At 36.6% G+C, this 19294-nt stretch carries 18 protein-coding genes; 7 read left to right on the top strand and 11 right to left on the bottom strand.

Annotated features, from left to right (window positions below):
• Nucleotides 1–29: 29 nt before the first annotated feature.
• The 7 genes from ACAY00_RS04310 to ACAY00_RS04280 all read right to left on the bottom strand — a co-directional run bounded on the left by ACAY00_RS04310 (nucleotide 30) and on the right by ACAY00_RS04280 (nucleotide 7436).
• Nucleotides 30–1787, bottom strand: a complete 1758-nt coding sequence (locus tag ACAY00_RS04310; protein WP_371377703.1) for a hypothetical protein — start codon at nucleotides 1785–1787, stop codon at nucleotides 30–32.
• 11 nt (nucleotides 1788–1798) lie between these two features.
• Nucleotides 1799–2761, bottom strand: coding sequence for a DNA repair protein (locus ACAY00_RS04305; protein ID WP_371377700.1), 963 nt, complete (start codon nucleotides 2759–2761; stop codon nucleotides 1799–1801).
• On the bottom strand, nucleotides 2755–3168 hold the full coding sequence (locus ACAY00_RS04300) for a TerB family tellurite resistance protein (RefSeq protein WP_371377697.1): 414 nt from the start codon (nucleotides 3166–3168) through the stop codon (nucleotides 2755–2757). The genes ACAY00_RS04305 and ACAY00_RS04300 overlap by 7 nt, the downstream gene beginning before the upstream one ends.
• A gap of 13 nt (nucleotides 3169–3181) precedes the next feature.
• Nucleotides 3182–4045 (bottom strand): hypothetical protein, encoded by an 864-nt coding sequence (locus ACAY00_RS04295; protein WP_371377693.1) that lies wholly within the window; start codon nucleotides 4043–4045, stop codon nucleotides 3182–3184.
• A 10-nt stretch (nucleotides 4046–4055) separates the two neighbouring features.
• On the bottom strand, nucleotides 4056–4937 hold the full coding sequence (locus ACAY00_RS04290) for a WYL domain-containing protein (protein WP_371377690.1): 882 nt from the start codon (nucleotides 4935–4937) through the stop codon (nucleotides 4056–4058).
• A 327-nt stretch (nucleotides 4938–5264) separates the two neighbouring features.
• Nucleotides 5265–6029, bottom strand: coding sequence for an inovirus Gp2 family protein (locus ACAY00_RS04285; RefSeq protein WP_371377687.1), 765 nt, complete (start codon nucleotides 6027–6029; stop codon nucleotides 5265–5267).
• Nucleotides 6030–6236: 207 nt separating this feature from the next.
• Nucleotides 6237–7436 (bottom strand): hypothetical protein, encoded by a 1200-nt coding sequence (locus ACAY00_RS04280; RefSeq protein WP_371377685.1) that lies wholly within the window; start codon nucleotides 7434–7436, stop codon nucleotides 6237–6239.
• Between the two features lie 95 nt (nucleotides 7437–7531).
• On the opposite strand from ACAY00_RS04280, the gene ACAY00_RS04275 reads away from it, so the two are divergent.
• The 3 genes from ACAY00_RS04275 (at nucleotide 7532) to ACAY00_RS04265 (ending at nucleotide 10562) form a co-directional block, all read left to right on the top strand.
• Nucleotides 7532–8017, top strand: coding sequence for a hypothetical protein (locus tag ACAY00_RS04275; RefSeq protein WP_371377681.1), 486 nt, complete (start codon nucleotides 7532–7534; stop codon nucleotides 8015–8017).
• A gap of 271 nt (nucleotides 8018–8288) precedes the next feature.
• A complete protein-coding gene (locus ACAY00_RS04270; RefSeq protein WP_371377679.1) occupies nucleotides 8289–8888 on the top strand; it encodes a coiled-coil domain-containing protein in 600 nt (199 codons plus the stop codon).
• A 1098-nt stretch (nucleotides 8889–9986) separates the two neighbouring features.
• Nucleotides 9987–10562 (top strand): hypothetical protein, encoded by a 576-nt coding sequence (locus ACAY00_RS04265; RefSeq protein ID WP_371377675.1) that lies wholly within the window; start codon nucleotides 9987–9989, stop codon nucleotides 10560–10562.
• Nucleotides 10563–10819: 257 nt separating this feature from the next.
• Here ACAY00_RS04265 and ACAY00_RS04260 read toward each other — a convergent pair whose 3' ends face one another.
• Nucleotides 10820–11143, bottom strand: coding sequence for a hypothetical protein (locus ACAY00_RS04260; protein WP_371377672.1), 324 nt, complete (start codon nucleotides 11141–11143; stop codon nucleotides 10820–10822).
• A 239-nt stretch (nucleotides 11144–11382) separates the two neighbouring features.
• On the bottom strand, nucleotides 11383–12129 hold the full coding sequence (locus ACAY00_RS04255) for an HNH endonuclease family protein (protein ID WP_371377669.1): 747 nt from the start codon (nucleotides 12127–12129) through the stop codon (nucleotides 11383–11385).
• A 279-nt stretch (nucleotides 12130–12408) separates the two neighbouring features.
• Between ACAY00_RS04255 and ACAY00_RS04250 the strand changes: the two genes are divergently transcribed.
• From ACAY00_RS04250 to yqfB, 4 genes are all read left to right on the top strand, one after another.
• Nucleotides 12409–13821 (top strand): coniferyl aldehyde dehydrogenase, encoded by a 1413-nt coding sequence (locus ACAY00_RS04250; protein ID WP_371377666.1) that lies wholly within the window; start codon nucleotides 12409–12411, stop codon nucleotides 13819–13821.
• 192 nt (nucleotides 13822–14013) lie between these two features.
• Nucleotides 14014–14652: a rhomboid family intramembrane serine protease gene (locus ACAY00_RS04245; protein ID WP_371377663.1), complete on the top strand. Its 639-nt coding sequence runs from the start codon at nucleotides 14014–14016 to the stop codon at nucleotides 14650–14652.
• Between the two features lie 82 nt (nucleotides 14653–14734).
• A complete protein-coding gene (locus ACAY00_RS04240; protein WP_371377661.1) occupies nucleotides 14735–15787 on the top strand; it encodes an aldo/keto reductase in 1053 nt (350 codons plus the stop codon).
• 8 nt (nucleotides 15788–15795) lie between these two features.
• Nucleotides 15796–16116, top strand: coding sequence for a N(4)-acetylcytidine aminohydrolase (yqfB, locus tag ACAY00_RS04235; RefSeq protein ID WP_371377658.1), 321 nt, complete (start codon nucleotides 15796–15798; stop codon nucleotides 16114–16116).
• Nucleotides 16117–16230: 114 nt separating this feature from the next.
• Here yqfB and ACAY00_RS04230 read toward each other — a convergent pair whose 3' ends face one another.
• Together ACAY00_RS04230 and gshB are read right to left on the bottom strand one after the other, a co-directional pair.
• Complete coding sequence (locus tag ACAY00_RS04230) at nucleotides 16231–18222, bottom strand: flavohemoglobin expression-modulating QEGLA motif protein (protein WP_371377654.1); 1992 nt, start codon at nucleotides 18220–18222, stop codon at nucleotides 16231–16233.
• Nucleotides 18206–19252, bottom strand: a complete 1047-nt coding sequence (gshB, locus tag ACAY00_RS04225; protein WP_371377651.1) for a glutathione synthase — start codon at nucleotides 19250–19252, stop codon at nucleotides 18206–18208. The genes ACAY00_RS04230 and gshB overlap by 17 nt, the downstream gene beginning before the upstream one ends.
• Between the last annotated feature and the right edge of the window lie 42 nt (nucleotides 19253–19294).

The raw sequence follows: 19294 nt of genomic DNA, 5'->3' as shown, positions 1-19294 counted from the left end.
ATTTAAAATATTTTTGTGCTAAAAGCCACCTAGTTAATAACGAGTACACTTTCTGATTCAAGCAGATGAATAAAATCATCAGTCGACTTTATTTTTAAATCCAGCTTCATAAAATCGGCAATTTTATCGATCGCTTGATTTGGGTTGTCGTTACTTTCGATTGCTTGATTTAATTCATCAGATAGTAGCTTAAACTTAAGTCTATCTTTTGCTAACTTCTCTATGGTTGCGGCTTCAAAAGCATCAGTATTTTCTTTAATTTGCCTAATTCTTTGCTCAAAAATGTCCTTTACTGCTTTAGTACGCTTTTCTAACTTCACCGAGAAGAAATCCGCCTTATCCAACATATACACAACTATTGTCGATGCAACACCACTTAGCAAAGACAAAATAATGTCTTTTAAGAAATCAATAGGAATGGCAGAAACAATAGTTGATTCAAAATAGAAGACAACAAAAGTCACTACTGTCGCAGAAAAGAGCTTTAAAATTGTATCTGATTTTTCTGCTTTAGACATCTCATCATCTGACTTGGCTAGTATTTTGAAAGCGCCTACCAAGGCTGAAAAACCTTCCGATAATATCTTCATTAAAGACTTAAATAACCCTGTTACCAGGTTCATTATTCCATCAATAAGTACTTTAAAAAAGTTTTGGCAAAAATCACCTAAACTTTTTTTTAAGAGAGGTATTACTTCTTTCTTTAAATAGGCTAGCACCCGATTAAATCTAATTTTTAACCCCTCAGTCACGCTTTTGGCACCAACACCTTTTTCAATGCCAAATTTTATTGCATCATTCAACTCATAAAAAACAGGCTTTATAAGTAAAATAATAGCGTGTCCCAATGCTTGATAACCAGTTTGTTCAGCTGCTTTTATACCAGCTTTCTTAGCCACATGAGCTTTGTTATTCAGCGCATTTTCTCTAGCGACCTTTTGCATTTTTTCGAAGTTTTTCTGCGAGGCTTCATTCTCAAGTTCAATCCCGGCTTCGAGACTTCCTTCAGGAAACTTATCATTGATTTTATCGAGTTCCTTTTGTTCTGAGGCAGTCAAATTTCCTTCTTCTTGCCTCTGAAGTAACGCATCTTTCCTGTCCTTAATATCCTGAAAGGTCCCTGCATTTTTTGATCGGTTTTGAGCCGCTGAAATTGAAGCTAAATTGTCGTCATGATTGGCTATATCCTTTAAATCTTTATCGGATATAAAAGGATTGCCGCCATATTTATCTGAAAAGCTTTTAGCACTTTCTAAATGATCTGTATCCACGCTGTCATTTGAGGATGAGTTACTTTCTCTATTAAGATCACTGCCATCTATTTCATTTTTAATCGAACCATCAGTCTCAGTATTACTTTCTTTATGCTTTTTCAACTTCTGATCTTGAACGATTGTTGATCTTTTGTATTCAGATGGTTCCCTCATCGCCTCCAATTGTTGTTTTGCTGAAAAAACTTCAGCTTTAATCGTTGCTGAAGAATATTCGAATCCTTTAATTTCACTCCATAGCCTCGTAGCTGTTAATCCCGTTCGGTTAAGTTTAAGGCTTTTATGTGTGATGATACTATCTAATACATTGAGGCCAATAGGTGTGATCAATTCATCAACCACATTCTGATTCGTTTTGAAATCTTGATATATGCCATTTAGTATCTCTAATGACTCTTTTTGATCGTGAAGTTCCATATCGATCAGAACTTTACTCGCCTGCAAGGGAGAGGCATTTTCCAACCTTTTCATCACCTCTTCGGCCTCTAAGACTTCTTGTCTATACTTTTCTGCCATAAACATTATCCTTATGCGACATTTTGAAATAGGTTTCTGACGTTGTTACGTAATGCAACAGCTTGCTCGAGATCAGAGCCTGACACTTCCACTTGCTCTTCTTTATCAGATAAATAACCTAAAGATGCCATTTTCTTCAAAACGAGGGACATGTTAAAAAGCGCTTGGAATTCTTGAATGTGCACAATTGGCATTAACCTAAAATCTAACTTGGCAGAAAAAACATTGTCAGATAGCGCCATTTGTTTAAAACGTTGTGTTTGGATCCCATATTCAAAACGTTTTAATAAACTTTCATAGCTGCCTATAAGCTCATCAAAATAGATCGAGACTTCCATAATGGAGTTTTTTACTTGCTCCAATTTTTTTATATGTGAGTTGAGTTTAGCAATTTCAGAGTCAATTCTTTTCTCTTCATCTTCAACATTTGCTAAGCTCTTCTTAGCCTTTTGCTTGGAGCTCCAACCAAAAGTAAAATACATCTGAAGTTTTTCACCTAAAGACATATTGTTAAAGTCTATTTCAAGTAGCTTATGTTTAGCTCTAACCTGTATTGTCTCTTTGTGTTTAAACTCTGAATCATCAAACAATTCATTAAACGGCTGACCTTTTACTGTGACATTGTGAAGCCGGTTAGCTAATTGAAGAAAACGTTTAAAATGCACGTCATGAATTTCCGCTTTGACTCTGTTCAATTTCCCGACTTGATCATTCATTTGTGCTGTTAAAGAGGATACATTTTCAGTAAAATTTTTCTCAGCATCGATTAACTTTTCCTTAGTTTGTTCATAGAGCTGTTCAGCTTTAGCGGCTATGTCTGCTCCGTTCATTGAAGCCCAAGTTTTTTGAACTTTGTTAACGCAATAAGTTACTCCGCCGACTACGACATTACTTAGATAATCGATTCCATCGCTTACCTTTTCGGACAAATAATCGACTCCATCACAGAACCAACTACAAACTTTACCTAACATATGACCTCCTTCTTCAATATTTGATAACCTTCTAATACCAATTCATTCATATTGATGACCCATCGCTTTATTTTTCGAAGTTCATATTCATCAATATCAAAGTGTTTACCGAGTTCTGTCATAAAATTACTTTCATCTTCACAGACGTTTCCATCTGCGAGCATTATCCCAAACAATTCAATTACATATATTTTTCGCGTTCGGCATGAGGCCTTAGAAATTACTTTAATAACATTATCAATCTCATTTTGCTTCTGAGGTTTATATCCCTTTAGTTGACATTCCTGTTCGAATGCACTTAGGACTTGTTGTTCTTCAAATTTATGGGAACCATTTAACCCCATTGTGTAATGCGCTAACTCTAAAAAGTTTTTCTTCTCGCCAATATTTAGTTCACTTAAGTACATTGTTATTACTCCCTTAATATGCTTTTACTTGTTCTGATTTATTGCCATTTTCATCGTAAGTGACATCGGTTCTTTGATGAATTTCGCCGGCATCATCGTATAAATATTCAAATATAATGCGCTCTTGTTTGTCGAACTCTAGCCCTTTTTCTGGCTTACCATCTTCATTAAAAAACATTTGGTATTTGAGAAGATCGCCATCAAAGGTATCACTGCTTCGCTTAATTCCATTTTCGTAAAACACTTCGGTAACTTGCCCTGAATGCTTATCCGTTATTTTTAAAACTTTACAATCACCCAGTTGCTTAGTGAACTCGTCAGTATCAACACTTAACTCTTGATGTTTGGCAAGCTCATTAGTGATCTCTATAAGGTTTTCAATACGAAGAGATGCAATCAGACTAGTCAATTGTTCTAACCCTGAATGCCAATCTTGTTTACGTTCAAATGATAAGGTTTTATTCGACTCTTGAAGTTTTTGGATGGCGTTGTTCGTACTCATGGCGCTCTTTTCAGAAAAGTGTTTAACAGCCATTAAAAGTTCATTCTTCATTCGAGAATGTTCTTGCTTAACCACCTCTAACTCATTTTGAGTAAAGGTCATCTTCTCTGCTATTTCTTGCGAAGAAGAGTCAATTAGTGATGCAATCGAATCCTTTGATAACTGATGTTGTTCAACTGTTTTTTTGATTGACTCTTCCAGTGTCGCTTCCAGGATTAACACTTTTTCATTTAGCTGATTGATATGTTTTTCATTAGAATCTTTTTGCATCTTGCTCTGAGTGTCAAGATGACTCTTCACCCAAAAAATACTGATAATATTCATCAGCCCTAAAATAATCACCGCTGCAGATACGTGTATTAAGTTAATGTCCATATATTCCTCTTTATTCTTTTAAATATTTTTTTAATTCTGATGTCAAAGCACTTCTCATTGAAGCAGGGGATACAATATAAATATTGGGTAGCCAACATTTTATAAGTGATAAAACCTGCTTTTGATTCACTACTTGGGTTGTTATCATTAAACTTCCCTCAGGTAATGCCTCTACTATTTTTTGTTCCGGTAAAATTTTCCTCCTTTTAAAATAATGGCTAATGCTCGAATTGACTTTAAGTTTTACCTCAAATTTTTCTTCGCCTATCCAAATTGTTTCGTCTTGACGTATTTTTTCATCAATTTTCGATGACTTTTCGAAATAGACATTCGAAGTCCATAGCATTTCAATCAAGCCAACTTGAAATGTTTTGATCTTTTGAGAGTCAACTCCAGCCAAATACCAATAACCTTGATAACTAATTAATTTATATGGCTCGATTTTTTTATACTCTTTACCGTTGTAGAAAAAATCGATCTGATATTGTGACTTGATAGCGTTTGCTAACTTTTTGAATTGATGCCGATACGTCGGCATAATAAATTCTTCGTAATTGAGGGGTTTTACTAAGTAAGGAGAGGTAGATTCGTCATCCGTGAGTTCTTTTAAGAAGTGTTCATCCATGGTAGGGAATAATTCTTTAATCCCACAAATATCAGCAAATTTGTTAATAATCCCTTTATTAAGCTTTCCTGCTTTATTTTTTTTGAGACTCCATAACTGCTGACTTTTATCAATATCAAGAAAACTAAGTCTCTGATGTATATCACGCTGGATGGTTCTTTGGGAGACATTAAACCTTTCTGCCAACAACGATGTGTTAATACCCTCACCATTGTTTAACATACCTATAATTTCAGCGAGACGCTCGGCTAATTTAATATCTGTCAAATCCTTTTCTCTCTTCAATTGACATCAGTTAACGTCAGCATAAAGAGGATGGCGGACACGTTTTGTCCGCTCCTTTTTATTATAATATTTAGTAACTTAGCCTACCTATAAAAAAATATCCAACTCAATTATCAAATAATTTACTTTCCAGGTAAGTTAAAATCGAACCTGAATATTGATTTTTCATGATGGATATTTTGTTTATTCATTCTAACGAACTATTGTTAGCACTTATAAAAATGCAATTATTCACAATAAACCTTAGTTAGCATGACGGGTAATTAAGCTTTACATGACCAAAACTGGTTTTAACGGTTGGATTCAATTTTACTTCTGACTGTAACCAAAGCTATTGGTTCTACCATTAAACTCTTTAGTTGCTACCTTTGCAAAGTAACTGGTTCTTTTCATTAACTTTGGAAAGATTTTATCAAAGTCATTTGATTTATCTGATTTATCTGATTTATCTGATTTATCTGATTTATCTGATTTATCTGATTTATCTGATTTATCTGATTTATCTGATTTATCTGATTTATCTGATTTATCTGATTTTTTAATTAGAATATAAAGACAGTTATCTGGAAAGTATACTAATCCGCCAATCTCAGATAAAGCAATCTTAAGTGCACTGGCCCAGGCCCTTTTAATCCTGGCTGCCATATTACCATCGAGAGCATCATATTTTCCTACGCAGTTGTAAGCATCTTTATTCAATAAAATTAATACATGATAATGCGGTTTCGGCACTTCTGCATTCTCGCTAATTTCTCTGGCCCAAACATATCGAAGCTGGCACTTGTGCACTCTATTGTTTGCCTTGCGCTTATTGTTTAAATCTTGCTTTATCAGGTATTTCAATGCCTCAGTAAATCGTGAAATAACAGCACTATCAATATCTGCTAGATAATCAGGTAACTTTAAATCAAAGCGAATAGCACATGAGCGAGGATACTCATCTGTTGCTTTTTTCAGTGTTTTAAAAATGGCTTTTAAACAATTTTTAAGAAGAGGGCCTTGTTGACTAAGTACAGGGTAACCTTTATAGCGTGAGTTAGAGTGAGTTTTATGTTTTGTATTCTTATAGTTCATCTTTTTGACCTTATGTGTTTTTAATACATAAGGTCAGTGAAACCTATAAAAATTTAATGAGATACTTTACGTATATATATTAGTTATAACCTACGCTTTTTTCAGTATTCTCTATTTAAAAACACAAGAAGAACGTGGCCTACAAGAGTCTTCAAAGGTTAAATTACGTTTTGGAAATGACTGTCTTCAACTTTACTCTTTTAGCAATCAAATTGGTCTTGATAAAACAGTTCTAGGAAGTGATTCCCTGTCTATATTTACAATTAAACCATTAGCTTCTCTGATTATTTTGTATTGAGATTCTCTCAGCTCAATAGACTGTACTTTAGCAATATAAGCCGTGGTACTTATTAAAAACATCAGTTCAAAAACCAATTCTTTGTAAATCTCACTTTTGGGCGTGAACCATGTATTTCCTTCTAAAATTTTACTATTCAGTTCATTTTCTAATGGACGGCTAGAAATATAACTAAAGGTCCCTTTTTTATATTGTTCCTTTAGTTTCTTTATATCAATCGAAGTTATGGTTGAACCTAGATAAAACTCAATAGCATCTCCTTCAATTTCCTGCCTTATGTACTGAACAGCATCCTCGCTCCAACTTCGCATGGCTTCACTGGTGTGTTTGTCAACCAACTGAGTTAAAAATAATATGGTCGAGTCACGAGTATTATCATCCAAAAATGAAAAATATTCTTTCAATACTCCGTTCGGAAGATAATCCGATGAAAAGTAGTCAATAGGGTCTAATTCAAAAAAATCGAATCGACGAGAAAACATAAGCGAAATATCATCAGTATGGGTTATAGGACCACCAAAATAACCTGTACAATAAGAAAGTGATTTTCCATGAATATTAGTGGCTATAATTCTCTTCAGATTTAAGTAAATCGACGGTTTAGTGGTTGTTCTATAAAAATCAACTAATCCCCCTTTAAAAACACTAAAGATGTAATCTGATTTTATCAGTCCATCAATATTAGCCAATAAGGCATTTATACTGATTCCTGTATCTCTCGATAATTCATCAAATACAATGTGCTCAATGACTCCCCATTTATCACACTGCATTAGAAGAGTAATTAAGATGGTCTTCTCAATTGGCTTCAATTCATAGTTACTAACCACCTTTTGTACATGATCGCGCATCGACCAAGTTTCGGGAGCTCGTTCAAATAAAATATAACTATTGGAACCTGGTCCTTGCCTAAAAATAGGGTTCCTTTCAACTCTTATAACCTCTTTATCTTTTAGCTCATCAATATACTTATATACCGATGATAAAGATAAGCACGTTTCTTCTGAGATTTGATTACATGTGATGTCATCAAGCCTTGTATTCATTGGCGCTATCTTCAAGGTAAAATAAGTCTGTAAATATCTTGCTCCGTAGCTTAACCCTTTCATTATATTGAATATTCCCTTCATAAAACTTAATACATTTCAGCATTACATATTACACATGTAATACATGTATGACTACTTGTATGAGTAACTATCTTATGTTAAAAAATAAAAAAAAGAATGGGATTGCTCAATTGAAAACAAATGAATTTGACTGGATAGAAAAAAACTCGAAACAGCTTCAATGGCTGTATAATTACCTTAGAAATAAAATTCCATTAAGCGGGCATGTCACTTCACATAATTCAGCTCTCAGGGAGCAAATTATTTACGATATCGAATCAGCGTACCCCGGAATAGAACGTAAAGAGTTTCTCAAAAAAGCTCGAGCTTCATGGAACCAATACAAAAGGCGCAATACTTTAAAAGGTAAATATCGACCTGTTAGTATTGAGATGGATAATGAATTGTATAAACGTGTTAGGTACATTGCTCAAAAGGCGAACTGCCCTATAACCGAAGCTATAGATGCACTATTAAAAGTTGGTTGTGAGGCAGCAGAAGATAAATTACGCATTTACAATATGCACAAGCATTCCCAAAAGTATTCCAAAAACAAGGTAAAAGACAGCTTTAGCCTTTAGATTCAAACACATAAAAACCAAACACAGATGTCCCCCGCTCCACCAAACATCGATCCGAAAGGATACAAAAACAACCCGCAAAGCCTTAAACATAGACTTTAGCGGGTTTTTTTATGTCCGAAGAAATCCGAGGGTGCCGATGACATCTAGAAATTTTAGTGGGACAGTTTAACTTGACCACTACACCTTTTTAATTAAATCAGATCAAACTAGAAAATTGTTTTTACTGATAAATTATAAAACTACACTATTTTTGATATGGAGCTGTAATATGGAAATTCTAATAATATGTTTTTTATTGGTTCTAAGTATTTATTTTTGGCACAAGATAGAGGATATAGCTAATCAACTTTCTATAACTAAAGATTCTGAACAAAATGCAAGGTCTCGAAATGAAAAGCTAAATGCTCAACTGGAAGCAATGAAACGAAAAGTCAATGATACTAAAACTATATTGATTAATTTCGATGAAAAACAGAAGAGACTTGCTACCAAAGAATCACGACTAGTAGAAAGAGAACATCGTCTCAATGAATCATCATCCCTATTAGAGTCTTTGGATCAGTTGTTAAAAAACAATAAAATAGAATTAAAGAAAAAAGAATCTGAATTAGAAGAATACAAAAATAGATTAGTTGAATTTGAGCGAGAATTGATAGACTTTCAAGATACTTTGGAAATCAAGAAAAAGTCATTTGATAAAGAAGTTGAGCACCTAAGAGAAACTCGAGAAACAACAAAAAAATTGAAAGATGAATTGAAAAAAGAATATGACCTTTTAGACGCAAGGAATAAGTGGATAGCTGAAAAAGAAGATTGGCTAATCACCAAAGAAAAATGGTTAAAAAACCTTGCTGAGGCTAAGTTATGAAGACTTTTTTTGTAAATTTATATAAATATTAATTTCTTAATATTAACACATTAGACCAAGTTATAAATAGGCACTGGTTAATGATATAAATGATATTTATTTTTCAAGTTAGAGCGGGCCTAGTTTCCCGTCTACCAATGATTAAGTCAATTTACAGTAAAAAAACTAAAAGCCTCTATAAAACTGCTAGAGCCTTAAAATCATTTTGTGTAACTACCTTTCAACAATGCCCCTGTCTAGGGTTAAGGAAATGTAACCCACCCTAAGGATATAAGTAGTAATAAAAAAAGACCTCAAGACCAGACAACCGAAGAATGGTTAATTGATTGGGATAATTCCTGTTAACATAAATCAAATAGAATAAACCTACTTCAGCGGAAAAATTATAAACTTATGCCACATGACTATGAGAGCAGAATAGCTAATATTATAAGGGACGCTTACAATGCATGTACAAAAATCGATGCTCTAAGTGGAATTGATCATCGTGCAAAGGACGAGCTAGAGATGTGTCACGACTGTATAGATAATATATTAAAAGCTTGGGCGCAAAATGACGATAATATCAGTGAAATATTCGAAACAAATTATCTTCATTGTAAGCTGCTTAACGGTTGCCCCATTGATAATACACCTCGCTTAAACTATTAAACAATTCACGCGTAAAAAGGGTATTTATAGCACCTATAAAAAAGGGGAGGATTTGTGGGTAGAAAAAAGCAATTAGATATAAATAACACCGTGATTAAAGCTACCCTTATAATTATCAGAGAATACATTAATCACCCGCCCACCTATCAGCTCGTATGCGCGTATTTAAATAATAAAGGTTACAAAATACAAGAAACAACGAATGGACGTCGAAGAGGTTATTTAGAATGCTTCAGCGCAATGGTTATAGTGGGCTGTATGGTTTGTATAACAAAATTAACGTCGAATCTTGATGATTAAAAAGCCCCTTCCAAGTAACAAGCTAGTAATCTGAGGCAATGAAGCAGACATATCTATTTGACATCATCCAATGTAATCTGACAGACTCCTATATCAAGAAAGTAGCACTTAAAAATTCAACTTAACAAAAATAAAAAGGATTTTTTCATGAATAAACTTTTACCTTTCATCCTCATTCTTCTTTCAGGCTGTAGCTCCACGTATATGGTAGATTATAAATATTCTCATAAAGTAGATTCTGATCCCATAAGAATAGCGCAAAGCATTCCTTTTATAGTTGTTGATGATTTCAAATATAACCAACATAGAAATTTAACTTCTTATGAGCTGTCAGCTCTAGGTTGTGGACTTTGTGAAGATGATGGCAGTACTTCTTGGGGTCTTGTATTTAAACAACCAATTAGCTCTATTATTCGACAAGAAGTTGAAATGGCGTTAACTGAAATATCGATTGGGGGGCCGAGCCAAGAGTGTATGATAAGTGCAAATATCCACCAAGCAGCTCATGACACTATTAGCACTGATCAATCTTTAGATATTACCTATTCATTACATATTTCAAATGATGTTCAGTTTTCTAAGCGAATAAAATCAAAAACAGATAATAAAATTTTTTCACTACTTCCTATAGAACGATTGTTAGCAAAAGTTACTAGGCAGAGTGTTCAAGATCTTGTATTAGATAGAAACTTTTTAAAAACTATTAGACAAAATTGTAGCTAGTTGGTTATCAAACTTTTTAGCCGAAAATTTGAGGTGCTTGGAAAGTTTTGTATACAGGCTAAGCAGCTTAGATTTAATCAATAGGTTTTATTAATGAAAGAGCTAGCAAAGAACAAATGTAGTACCAAATGTTGTACCAAATGTTGTACCAACATAAGGCACAACAAGTTAAATCATTTATAATCAAAACTTTACAGCAACAACCCAGGTTACCCCCGACCACTTACATAATTAAAGACGCTTTTCAGCGTCTTTTTTTATGCCTGGAATTTGTGTTCCATTGAAGGTTTCAATGCCTTTTTACTGATTGGTTTTTCAGCGCTCTCTTGAATAGTACCATGAACTTCTTGTTTTTTTAGCTCAACTAATTCGCATAGTTTTGTGTACATTAATATACCAAGACTGAGAGCTCCTAGAATGATCCCTCCAACAAGCCAAATTAGGCACATGGTGATTAATGTGTCAGGGGGGAACGGTTCCACAGAATAGATAAATATAGGGAAGGCGATTGTAGCGACAGTAAAAGCCAATAAAATGACATCCCAAAACATTAAAAAAATACGTGTATAAAATTTTGCCATGCCTAAAATCCAAAAAACGAAAGTCAAAGCCGATCTTAGGGTTAAGTATATATTGATATAGGCAAAAAACTTGGGGTTCCAATAATTATTATCGAATCTACGGTCAATAATGACTCTAAGTCATTCTACTTACGTAAAAAAATATTATTGAATATTTTGTAATGCTGGCAACGAAGGTAAGGATTTAGAGCTTAGGTATTTCATTATTATCAGTGACGATATTCTTTTATCAGCATGTGCTAACTACAATATTGGCGCTTTACATGGCTAAGCTTTTGTTCGGTTTGCGATGACCCTAATTTATAGGCTTTTACGACCTTGTTAAAGCTGTCGATATACTGACACTGATTTTTTGGTGGTAGCCACTCAGAGATGTCTTTCGCCCCTTTCTGTCGGTTTAATGACGCTTCCACACTCAAGAGGTTTGCAGGATCATTAGCAAATTCTATTCGTTTATTTAAAGGCCATTCACGGGCACCGTGCTCCCATGCCCAATGCAAAGGCACAATATGGTCGATGTCTATGTCCGATGCGTGGTATATGGTTTTATCGGTAAAAGGTGAAACCCATTTACCATAGGTGACCTGACAACTTTTAGCTGTTTTATAGTGCACACTTGATAAAGAATAGCCAATCAACAACTCCATTCGAGTATTTTGACAATCCGAATCTGAATCCTCCCAACCTTTGCCAAATTGATCGCGAGAATAATTTAGGGCTTTATTGCTCTGCCAAGAAGAGGCTTCATGTGTGGTCTTTAAGGCTGGCTGTATGTTGTTAAAAGATTGAGTATTTTTAGCTAATCTGCCACCAGAATCTAAACAGTCAGAAAGCTTTGGAAAAGCGATGAAATTTTTAGTTTGCTGATAATAAGGACTTTCAACCGTGTGGCAAATACCGCTATTGGATTTTTTAACTATTTGAGTTGCATAGCTCGGCAGGCTAACGCATAAACTCAGCAAACACACTGATGGCTTCAATCTCATAAATTTTTTATTCTTATTATTGTTTTTATTGTTTTTATTATTGTTTGTAGACTTTTAGGTTCTGATCTTAAAGCAAGGCGTAGTTTAAGGTAATTTATAACAAGCGAATGCCAGTGGCAATCATTGTTACATAAAGCAAAAGTTAGCTTACTTTAAGCGACGATTGCACTCGTTTAACCCGTATTTGTGCTATGTAACAGATTGAAATTTAAGGTACAGTAGTTGTCTATAACAATAATTTGCATGAGTTACATCATAAAAGATGTTAAGGGGAATAATATGAGTGACGTAACAACGTCAGTGCAAGTCGATTTAAAAGAAGCGTTTAGGGGGTTAAAGCAGGCGTATAGTCGAAATCCATCACCATCGCTAGATCAGCGTAAAGCACAATTAAAATCGTTAAAAGCGTCACTTTTAAGACATGAGCAAACTCTTTATGAGGCCATGAAGCAAGATTATGGCTATCGCAGTGAATTTGATACCTTATTAGCCGACATCATGCCGACGGTCGCTGGCATTAACTATGCGTTAAAAAATGTAAAAAAATGGATGAAGCCGTCTAAGCGACACTCTGGTTTATTACTGGCTCCCTCTACAGTCACGGTTCATTACCAACCTTTGGGCGTCGTTGGGGTGATAACGCCTTGGAACTTTCCTATTTATCTCGCATTAGGACCAACGGTTCAAGCGTTAGCCGCTGGCAATAAAGTGATGATCAAGCTCAGCGAATTTACTCCAAACACCAACAAAGCACTTATCAAAGTGGTTGAGTGTATAAGCGAGGATGTCTTGTTAATTGAAGGGGAAGCCGATGTTGGCGCTGCTTTCTCAAGCCTACCATTTGATCACCTACTCTTTACCGGCTCAACAGCCGTTGGAAAAGTGGTGGCGAAGGCGGCCGCAGATAACCTAACGCCACTGACATTGGAGTTAGGTGGAAAATCACCAACAATAATTGATCAACACATTAATATGGACATTGTTGTCGATGCCCTTATTGTTGGCAAATCAATTAACTCGGGGCAAATTTGCGTTGCTCCTGATTATGTTTTTGTCCCACAAACACGCCAGCAAGAACTTATAAACACCTTTATCGCAAGGTATAAGACGTATTATGTAGACAGCAAAAACAGCAATACACAAAGCCATATTATCTCCGATAAACAGCATCAACGACTGCTCAGGCTACTAAACGATGTTAGCGAAAAAGGCGGTAAAACCCATCCAATTGAGGCCAATAAAACAGAGCATGGGCGCCGAGTTTATCCGCATTTGGTAACCCAAGTTAGCCAAGATATGGATGTTTTAAAACAAGAAATTTTCGGCTCAATCTTACCGATTATGACCTACCAAAAGATTGAAGAAGTAATCGAATATATTAATCAACGAGAGCGTCCATTGGCACTGTATGTTATGTCAAAGGATCGCACGTTAATTGATCGCATTTTAACCCAAACCCACAGTGGTGGTGTCTGTATTAATGACACGCTTATGCACGTTGCCGCCGATGACGCCCCCTTTGGTGGCATTGGGCACTCTGGTATTGGCCATTATCACGGTTACGAAGGCTTTTTAACCTTTTCAAAAGCCAAAACGGTTTTGCATTCAAGTGCATGGTTGCCCAAAAACCAATTTATTTTAAAACACCGCGACTTTGTATTTAACACCATTCGTCGTTTTTTATTAAAATAAGCCCAAGCTAAATTTTATCGGCACGAGATTAAGCAAACCTTTAGTGCCGATGATAAAAATGTATGACGAAGCTAGCTTGCGAGCTATTTTTACACGCTTTTTCACAACGGCCGTCGCTCGGTTGATGCAAACCTTTACCATTAGTTTTGGCTATTTTATTGAAAACCAATCATTTAGCCCTATATCTAAAGAATGAGTGCACAAAAAACATCCATCTTAACGAGTATTTTAATCACCACCGTTTTTGTCTTGATCCTATGGTGGGTTAAATTATTTGAAACTATTTTGCAGCTAGACCTGCATTTTTTAGGCGTATTTCCCCTTTCTTTGTATGGTTTAATCGGTATCTTAACCGCCCCTTTGGTGCACGGCTCATGGCAGCATGTTATTGGCAATAGTGTTCCCTTATTGCTTATGGGCAGCTTTCTCATTTACGGCTACCCCAAATCACGCTGGTGGACAATTGCTATTATATGGCTGTTATCTGGTTTGGGTGTTTGGTTACTGGGGCGAGAGAATTTTCACATTGGTGCGAGCGGTCTTGCCCATGGTATTTTCTTTTTTTTGTTTCTAAGTGGTATTTTTAGACGTGATAAGCGCTCTAGCGCCATTATGATGATTGCCTTTTACATGTATGGCAGTATGTTGCTAACCATCTTTCCAAGAGAAGAGTGGATCTCTTTTGAGTCACATTTATTTGGTGCTCTAAGTGGGGCTTTTTGTGCCATTTTGTTTCGTCACTGGGATCCTAAACCAAAGCGCAAAGTGTACGACTGGGAAAATGAGTCTGAACCTGAGTTGCCGGTCGATAAATCCCCCAATCAAGAGTAGTACATTGGCATGGCTGGTTTTAGCCCGTATAGTGGGTATTATTAATACCGTTGTTTTTTCAGATAAAGTAGGTCTTTAAATTATGAAATTTTCGCCTTTAGGTAATAGTGGTTTACAAGTATCACGCGTATGTTTGGGCAGTATGACTTGGGGCTTGCAAAATAATCAACAAGAAGCCGATGCGCAAATAGAATATGCGATGGCGCAAGGCGTTAACTTTATCGATACAGCAGAAATGTATGCCATTCCCCCTTCGCCACAAACTTATGGTAAAACCGAAGAGATTATTGGTCATTGGCTCGCTCGAAATCCAAGCCTGCGCAGTCAATTAATACTGGCTACGAAAGTCGCGGGTTCGGGGTTGTCATGGATCAGAAATGGCAGTCCTATCAGTGGAAAGTCTGTTATAGAAGCCGTCGATGGCTCTTTAAAACGGTTACAAACCGACTATATCGATTTATATCAGTTGCACTGGCCAAATAGAACCACACCTCATTTTGGCCGTCACCAACCTAATGCGATTTTGCCGACAAGCATAAATCGCGCTCAAGAAATTGCCCAGTTTCACGATATCTTGGTTGGTCTTGAGCACTGCGTCAAAGCCGGAAAAATTCGTCACTGTGGCTTATCTGACGACACCCCATGGGGGATCAGCCAATACCTAAACTTGGCAAAAGATCATAACCTACCGATGATGGTGTCGATTCAAAATGAATTTAGCTTATTGCATAGCAAAGATTGGCCCTACCTTATTGAGCACTGTGTCCTTGAAAATATCGCCTACTTACCTTGGTCACCACTTGCTGGGGGTTTGCTAAGTGGTAAATACCTCAATGGGGCAAAACCCAAAGGCAGTCGCCTCACCCTTACCCAGCGCCATGGTAACTTTCGCTCAACCGCTGACAGCGAACGTGCCATAGCCAGTTTTTGTGATATTGCTCAACGGCACAAGCTCACCCCTGCTCAATTAGCCTTGGCCTGGTGTGATCAGGTCGACGGGGTCACTGCGACCATAATCGGAGCCACCACGCTGGCCCAATTAAAAGAAAATATTACCAGCTTTGAACTAACATTAAGCGCAGATGTGTTATCTGAAATAAACCAAACTTTGGCTAAATACCCACAGCCTTTTTAGTGAGACAAATGAAACAACTCAGTTTTTATAGTCGTTTTATTGACGACATTTGCCATGGTCGAAAAACCATTACTTTACGAGATAAGGATGAAATCGATTATCAGCCTAACGAGCTTGTCGAGGCCATTAGCAACCCTGAACAGCAAGTCTTTGCACAGTTAAAGATCATCCATGTATTGCCCGTTGCATTTGACCAAATCAACCAAACTCATGCCCACAGTGAGAATATGTCTTTAACCGAGCTAAAGGCATTAATCCGAGAAATTTACCCCAACGAAAATAACTTTTATGAAATTCGTTTTGAATTACATAAACAACAAGACATATAAACGAGCTCTTTAAACAAAAAACGCCTGAATGTACTTTTAATAGAGTATATTCAGGCGTTCACACATAGTAAGCGTTAACTTGGGCTAATGATTTTAGTCCGCTAATTCGTTGCGTTACTTAATTGAATTGACGATAAAATCAAGCACCGGATCACCAGAGCTTCGATAGTGAGTGTCAAACAAAGGTTGAGGCTTGGTTATCATCCCACGCTCAATCATTTCCGAGACAATATCAAAGTCTAATAACCCTGTTTTACCCACCAGTAAATTATCTATCGATTGCTCTCTGGCAACATTTAGAATATCGCGAAAGCCGGTAAGGTATAAATAATCTTTGGTAAAGCCCCCACCACGATAAACTCGCGTCGTTAAGTTAAAAGTAAACTCTTTGTCGAGTTCAAACTCATTCATCAAGGTGTGAAAGGTTTTCACAAAATCGCCATGCTCCAACATGTACTGAACCGCAATAACACGTAGCGCAATATTTTTTAATCTGGCAATGGTTAAACTACCAGAACAATACTCACTGTATAGCGCGATCCCCTCTTGCGTGTGGGTATTGCCGGTTAACCCCAAACTGAAGACTTTAAGCGGATGTTGCTTGGCGTTGATGGTTGTGAGCATGTGAATACCCAGTTCGTGATAGGCAAAAGCATGCACTTCTTTAGCCGTGAACTTGGCATCTTTGTTAATCAACAGCAAAGCTTTCTCGTTGTTGACCATAGCTTTGGCCACAATTTTGGCCGATTTTTCAATTTTACACTTTAAACCCCAATCATGAGCTTGCTGTTTAAAATAATCTATCGCCTGATCGGCGTTTAGATAATCTTGTTGTTGCTCAACATTGTCATCATGTAAATGTAAAATAAAGCGCGCATTGGCAACATCTTTTTGATTTGGTTCGCCATAATACTTAAGCGAATTATAAACAAAATCGTCGGTTCCGATGCTGGTTAATAAGTCAATTTTGTTCGCCAAATTATCAATAACATGGCGGTACAGTTGCTGAATGCTTGCGTCAAAAATATCTTCAACGGGTAATTTGTATAATTGTTCGCGAAATTTATACGGGTTAAGATCCAACTGTTTATAGTTAAAGCTGGGCGCTACATAGCTGTTTTTCTTTAAGAAACGATTCTTTTGAGCAATTAAGTTGATCGGGTTTATAAAGTTTAGGGTTTCGACACTTTTGCACAGCTTGTATAAACGTTTATCAATCTCAATAACTTCAGGGCTGATACTAGAAGATAATATGTCGGCTCTTTGGGTTTTCTTTTTCTTGGTGTAACGACGCATAAAGTATGCGGCCGTTTCACTGATTGCATTTTTAACCCCGGTTTTTAAATCCTCTAAGACCAAAGGATAAACATCCCCACTTACTTCATCCATAAAGACTTTCTTTATTTCTGTCGGCAGCACCAAGGTGTTATCAAAGTGGGCATTAATATGTGAAATTAGGTAACCTCGACCATAAAACACTTCATCAGTTGCGGCTCTAACGTCAATATTTGGAAGGCTTATTTTATTTAATTGGCGTTCAAAGTGGCTAACAACATGGCTCCAACGCTCAACATCTATTTGGCCTGAGCCAATATTAAATGTTGGGGTATCCTTTTCGATGCGTTTGTAATTATACGAATGAATATCAAATACAATGGCATGGCTAAATTGCTTTTCAATAACCGCCACAATGGTCTCAAGCACATTGTAAAAAGCCTGATGTTTAGCATGACTGATGGCACGTTGTTTGGTGGTGAGAGTCTTTTGCCAAACTTGTTTATCCCAAGCCGTTTTAAAATAGGTCGACAGGGTTTTCGCTCGGTTTAAATCATATTCAAAGCGAGAGTCGTTGCCTATTAATTGAATTGGAAAAGAAGATATAATTTCATCGGTATAAGGGTCTTCTTCATAAAATCGTTCTTTTTCTGACAATAAAAATGATTTCGCTAAGTCAGAGCGCAAATGATGACCATTATGGATAGCGGCACAAATTAACGGGGTGTAATCGTCAATTTTAACGATAAACGAACCGCCGTTAACTTCGGCATGAAAGCACTGACGTTTTTTTATCAGTGCGATACACTCTTTCTCAGACAGCGTTAGCATCTTCAATTACCTGTCTGAACTCTGATTTTCGGTTCATTACTAATTCTTTGGCATGAACAACGCTTTCAACAAAATCAATCACTTGAACCTGTAATTTAACTCGGTTGAGCTTATTAATTCGTACAATACCACCTGGGCTTAATACATTAACTTCAATAAGTTTACCGCCAATCACATCAATACCGGTAAAGTACAAACCGTCGCGAACAAGTTTCGGGCCAATGTACTTACATAGCTTCTTTTCTTGTGCCGTAAGTTTATGCTTAACAACTTTACCACCGGCGTGTACATTTGAGCGCACATCATTTGACGCGGGTACGCGTTTCATCGCGCCTATTGGCTCACCGTTGAGCATTAATATGCGCACATCGCCTTGCTCTGCACCTTGCACGTAATCTTGTAAAATAACGTAGTTACTGCCTTTACCGTGTTCATCACCACCAATATAAAAATCAAGTAATGAGCGAAAACTTTGACGAGCACTTTTTTCTAGGACAATCACCCCTCGACCACCGTATCCATCAAGGGGTTTTAAGATCATCCGATTACTTTCTGATTCTTCAAATATGCGCTCTAAATAATCTCGATTTTTAGACACATGAGTGGCAGGAATAAACTCACTTTCGGTATCTTGAAAAGAAGCAGTATAAATTTTATTGTTGGCGATCCTTAACCCATCCAAATCGTTCATGATGAAGGTATCACCACGAACAGAGTCTAAAAAGTTAAGCGCCAAGGTATCTAATGGCGGGTTAGCTCGCATGATCACCGCATCAAAACCGGCCAATGGCAATTGAGCACGTTTAAAATGAGCGGTTTTATAAAAGCTAATAATGTTGTCAGATACCTTGGTGTTTTTGGTAAACACATCACAAAAAGCGCTTGCAACGCTATCTCGGATAGTAAGATTATTTACCGTTGAAAGCGCAACCGTATGGCCACGTTTAACGCACTCGTGGATAAGACGCAAGGTTGAATCTGATTCAGGTTCAACGCGATTCCACGGGTACATAATAAAACAAATTTTCATAGATTTAATCCAAGTAGTAGATACCGATTTTTAGTATTCTTA

It is taken from the genome of Thalassotalea sp. 273M-4, from assembly GCF_041410465.1.
GTDB classification, from domain to species: Bacteria; Pseudomonadota; Gammaproteobacteria; order Enterobacterales; family Alteromonadaceae; genus Thalassotalea_A; species Thalassotalea_A aquiviva.
This window is presented reverse-complemented; position numbering and strand designations above follow the sequence as displayed.